The sequence below is a fragment of the Sporichthya sp. genome, assembly GCF_013815995.1.
Classification (GTDB): domain Bacteria; phylum Actinomycetota; class Actinomycetes; order Sporichthyales; family Sporichthyaceae; genus Sporichthya.
In genome coordinates, this window is sequence record NZ_JACDFE010000292.1 from 1 (window position 1) to 4579 (window position 4579).

The window sequence follows — 4579 nt, forward strand, 5'->3', positions numbered from 1 at the left end:
GGCGAGTCGGGCCCCGGCGTAGAGCGCGTCGCCGCCGTTGTCACCGCTGCCGACGAGCAGCACGACGCGGGCGCCGTAGACCCGGCCGAGCAACGCGACGCAGGCGGTGGCCAGCCCGGTCGCAGCCCGCTCCATCAGGACGTCGACACCGCGACCGGCCCGCTGCAGCTCGGCGTGCAACGCAGCCTCGGCGGCCCGGATGTCGACGACCCGATGGGCGGCTCGCACCTACGTCTCCGGGGGCGGGGCGAACGGCGGGCCGAGGCCGGCCTGCGACGCCGCGCTCATCGAGGGTGTCCCCCAACCCTCGGCCACCACCAGCGCGGAGGCGATACCGGCGTCATGGGACAGCGAGATGTGCCAGCCCGAGACGCCGAGGACGCGGGCCCGCTCCGCCACCGTGCCGCGCACCGTGAGCATCGGGCGCCCGCTGCGGTCGCTGAGGATCTCCGCGTCCTGCCAGGACAGGCCACTCGGCGCACCGAGCGCCTTGGCGATGGCTTCCTTGGCGGCGAACCGGGCGGCCAGCGAGGCGGTGCCACGGGTCAGCTCAGCCGGGGTGAACAACCGCGGCGCCAGCCCCGGCGTCCGCGCGATCGCGAGGGCGAAGCGGCTGATGTCGCAGACATCGATGCCGACTCCCACGATCACAGCCGAAACCCTAGTGGCCGGGTTCTCGCGGGATGCAGCGCGACGTGTCAGCCCCAGCGGGCACATGTCAGCCTGCGTGCAGGCTGACACCCGCCCATGCGGGACGACGTCCCGCGGAGGTGCGGCTACTCGACCGTCACAGACTTGGCGAGGTTGCGGGGCTGGTCGACGTCGTAACCCTTCACGGTGGCCATCTCGCAGGCGAAGACCTGGAGCGGGACGGTCGTGACGAGCGGCTGCATCAACGTCGGCACCTGGGGCACCCGGATCAGCATGTTGGCGTAGGGGACGACGGCCTCGTCGCCCTCCTCCGCGATCACGATGGTGTACGCGCCGCGGGCCCTGACCTCCTGGATGGAGGACACGATCTTGTCGTGCAACCGGTGCCGCGCGGAGGGCGACGGGACGGTGACCACGACCGGGACGCCCTCCTCGATCAGCGCGATCGGGCCGTGCTTCAGCTCGCCGGCGGCGAAGCCCTCGGCGTGCATGTACGCGAGTTCCTTGAGCTTGAGGGCGCCCTCGAGAGCCACCGGGTAGCCGACGTGCCGGCCGAGGAACAGCACGGACTTGGCGTCCTTGAGCTGCAGCGCGAGCTTGCGCACCGGCTCGATGGTCTCCAACACCTTTTCGACCGCGGCGGGCATCTCGTTGATCTGGTTCATGACGTCGGAGATCTCGTCACCGAACTTGGTGCCGCGGACCTGCGCGAGGTACAGGCCGACGATGTAGCAGGCGACGATCTGCGCGAGGAACGCTTTGGTGGAGGCGACCGCGATCTCCGGGCCGGCGTGGGTGTAGACGACCGCGTCGGACTCGCGCGGGATCGTCGAGCCGTTGGTGTTGCAGATGGCCAGCACCCGGGAGCGCTGCTCGCGGGCGTGCCGGACCGCCATCAGGGTGTCCGCTGTCTCGCCTGACTGCGAGATCGCGATCACCAGCGTGGAGCGGGACAGGATCGGGTCGCGGTAGCGGAACTCCGACGCGAGTTCGACCTCGCACGGGATCCGGGTCCAGTGCTCGATGGCGTACTTCGCGATCAGGCCGGCGTGGAAGCTGGTGCCGCAGGAGACGATGACGATCTTGTCGACCTCGCGCAGCTCCTCGTCCGAGAGGCGCATCTCGTCCAGGACGAGCTGGCCGTCGAGGCCGACGCGGCCGAGCAAGGTGTCGGCGATCGCCTTGGGCTGCTCGTTGATCTCCTTGAGCATGAAGTAGTCGTAGCCGCCCTTCTCGGCGGCGGCGGCGTCCCAGTCGACGTGGAACTGACGGACCGCGGCCGGCGTGCCGTCGAAGTTGGTGACGGTCACCCCTTCGCGGCGCAGCTCGACGACCTGGTCCTGGCCGAGCTCGAGGGCCTCGCGGGTGTAGGCGATGAAGGCGGCGACGTCGGAGGCGAGGAAGTTCTCGCCCTCGCCGAGGCCGACCACCAGCGGGGAGTTGCGCCGGGCACCGACGACCACGTCGGGCAGGTCGGCGTGCACGGCGACCAGCGTGAAGGCGCCTTCCAGCCGACCGCAGACCTGGCGCATCGCCTCGGCCAGGTCACGCCCGGCGGCCTCGAAGGTCAGCGACAGCAGGTGCGCGACGATCTCGGTGTCGGTGTCCGACGACATCTCGCAACCGCGCGACTCGAGCTCCTCACGGAGCTGGGCGAAGTTCTCGATGATCCCGTTGTGGATGACGGCGACCTTGCCGGTGCAGTCCCGGTGCGGGTGCGCGTTGCGGTCGGTGGGTCCGCCGTGCGTCGCCCACCGGGTGTGCCCCATCGCGGTCTGGGTAGCCGGCAGCGGCTCCTCAGCGAGCAGGTTCACCAGATTGACCAGCTTGCCCGCCTTGCGGGCAACGCTGAGCTCGCCATTGGCGACCAGCGCCACCCCGGCGGAGTCGTAGCCCCGGTACTCCAGGCGCTTCAGACCCCCGAGCACTACGTCCAGAGCGCCGTCCCCGCCGACGTAACCCACGATCCCGCACATGTTGATCAGAGTAGAGGCCGACGACCCGTCAGTTGCGGCGATCACCCCGAGCGGGGCTGGACAAACCGGACACCTGCGTTACGAGTCCGCTAGGACGGGCCCGCGAAGCGGGTCCGAGGCCGCCGGGGGTGACGGCTGTTGAGATCCGGCCCGTCAGTTCGAAGGCGGCAAGACCGCGGGCTCCGCCCCCGGGGCGGCAACGACCAGGCCAGTGGCCTCGGCCGCGTCCAAGAGCCGCAGGTCGTAGGCGACCAGGGCCGTCAGCTCCGAGCTGATAAGCAGCGCCGAAGCGAGGTGCAGGGCGTCGAGGGTGCGCAACAGCCAGCCGCCGAGCTCGCAGGCGCGGTCCTGCACCGCTCGGTCGAGCGGGATCAGGTCGACATCGGCAACCACGAGGCGGGCCTCGGCCAAAACGTCGGCTCCGGCCCTGCGCGACGCCCGGAACACCTCGACCCGGCCGAGTTCGCTCGTCACCAGCGATTCGGTGGGCCGGTCGGCCAGCCACGCGCGCAGCGCAAGCGTCTCGGCTTCCTCGCGGGTGAGTTTCATCAACGCCGAGGAATCCAGAAAGATCACAAGCGATCCTCGCGTTCCGCGTCGAGGAGTTCGGTGTTCGACGGCTCGCCTGCGGCGATCGGAACCGCACGACCTGATCTGGCCCGGCCGGTGGGGCCGGCGGCAGGCACGAGTCGTCCTTCGGCGATCAGGCGCTCCCGCTCACTCTGGCCCGGCCTCGGCGGGGTTAGCAGGGCGATCAATTCGCCGCGCTCGGTCACCTCCACGGTCTCGCCGGCCTTCACCAGCGAGAGGTAGCGGGACGCGTGCTGCCGAAGCTCGCGGATTCCGATGCGTTCCATCCCGAGATTGTAGCACTCAATGTGCTACGTAGTGAGATCCATCTCGTCCTACGTGCGGACAGCAGACCCGCCGGACCGAACTCCTCCTGTGCGATCCTCGAAGCCGTGGCCCGAACCTCCCGGAGCCTCGGGGTCCCAAGGTGGCTGTGCGCGGCGCTGGCGCTCATGGCCCTGAGCGCCTGTTCGCAGGACACGACTCCGGCGGCCCGGCCGGGGCGCCCGACGGCCGCCGTGTCCGCCGGCCCCACTCCATCGGCGCACTCCGGCCTCACCGGGCGGTTCGTCCTCATCCGGGATCTCGGCCTCGGCGAGGTGTTCACGATGAACGCCGACGGGACGGGTCAGCTTCGCCTCACCCGCGACGCCGATCAGGACTCCGAGCCGGATCTGTCCCCGGACGGCACCCGAATCGCCTTCACGAGCTACCGGCACGGGCAGGCGCAGGTCTACGTGATGAACGCCGACGGCCGCGGGAAGCAGCAGCGCCTCACGGGTTCCGGCGCGGACGAGTACGGCCCGGTGTTCTCCCCGGACGGCAGCCGGATCGCGTACGTCAGCCTCCAGCACGGCAGTTCCGAGATCTACGTGATGGATGCCGACGGCACGAACCAGCGGCGGCTCACCCACAACCGGGAGATCGACTTCGAGCCGGTGTTCTCCCCGGACGGCAGCCGGATCGCGTTCACCAGCAAGCGGGACGCCGACGGCGGGCTGCGCAACGGCGAGGTGTACGTGATGCGGGCCGACGGCAGCGGTCAGACCCGCCTCACGCGTCACCGCGCGGACAGCGACAGCCCCACGTTCTCCCCGGACAACGCCCGGATCGCCTTCTCGAGCTGGCGTGACGGGGACGACGACATCTACGACATGGCTCTCGACGGGTCAGACCTGCGCAAGCTCACCGATTCGCCCGGCGACGACAACCGCGCAGTGTACTCACCCGACGGCACCCGGATCGCGTTCGTCGCGGGTCGATCCGGGATCTGCATATCTGCTTGAGTGCAGTGATCCTTATCGGGACTGGTATCTGACGATCAGTTCGTTCAGCGGGTGTGGATCGGTGGCGACGGCCTGCTGGAGCAGGCGGTAGAAGAG

Annotated in this window: 6 protein-coding genes; 1 reads left to right on the forward strand and 5 read right to left on the reverse strand. The window is 69.8% G+C overall.

Annotated elements, in window-relative coordinates; translation table 11 throughout:
* The 5 genes from H0X00_RS21790 to H0X00_RS21810 form a co-directional block, all read right to left on the reverse strand.
* On the reverse strand, positions 1–228 hold a 228-nt coding region (locus H0X00_RS21790; protein ID WP_293774791.1), incomplete at its 3' end, for an NAD(P)H-hydrate epimerase.
* Positions 229–651, reverse strand: coding sequence for a holo-ACP synthase (locus H0X00_RS21795; RefSeq protein WP_293774793.1), 423 nt, complete (start codon positions 649–651; stop codon positions 229–231). It abuts the gene before it with no gap.
* 125 nt (positions 652–776) lie between these two features.
* Positions 777–2627, reverse strand: coding sequence for a glutamine--fructose-6-phosphate transaminase (isomerizing) (glmS, locus tag H0X00_RS21800; RefSeq protein WP_293774795.1), 1851 nt, complete (start codon positions 2625–2627; stop codon positions 777–779).
* A 153-nt stretch (positions 2628–2780) separates the two neighbouring features.
* Complete coding sequence (locus H0X00_RS21805) at positions 2781–3203, reverse strand: type II toxin-antitoxin system VapC family toxin (RefSeq protein ID WP_293774798.1); 423 nt, start codon at positions 3201–3203, stop codon at positions 2781–2783.
* Positions 3200–3484: a hypothetical protein gene (locus tag H0X00_RS21810; protein WP_293774800.1), complete on the reverse strand. Its 285-nt coding sequence runs from the start codon at positions 3482–3484 to the stop codon at positions 3200–3202. The genes H0X00_RS21805 and H0X00_RS21810 overlap by 4 nt, the downstream gene beginning before the upstream one ends.
* 105 nt (positions 3485–3589) lie before the next feature.
* Here H0X00_RS21810 and H0X00_RS21815 point away from each other — a divergent pair, with 105 nt between their 5' ends.
* Positions 3590–4483, forward strand: a complete 894-nt coding sequence (locus H0X00_RS21815) for a hypothetical protein (RefSeq protein WP_293774802.1) — start codon at positions 3590–3592, stop codon at positions 4481–4483.
* Positions 4484–4579 lie beyond the last annotated feature (96 nt).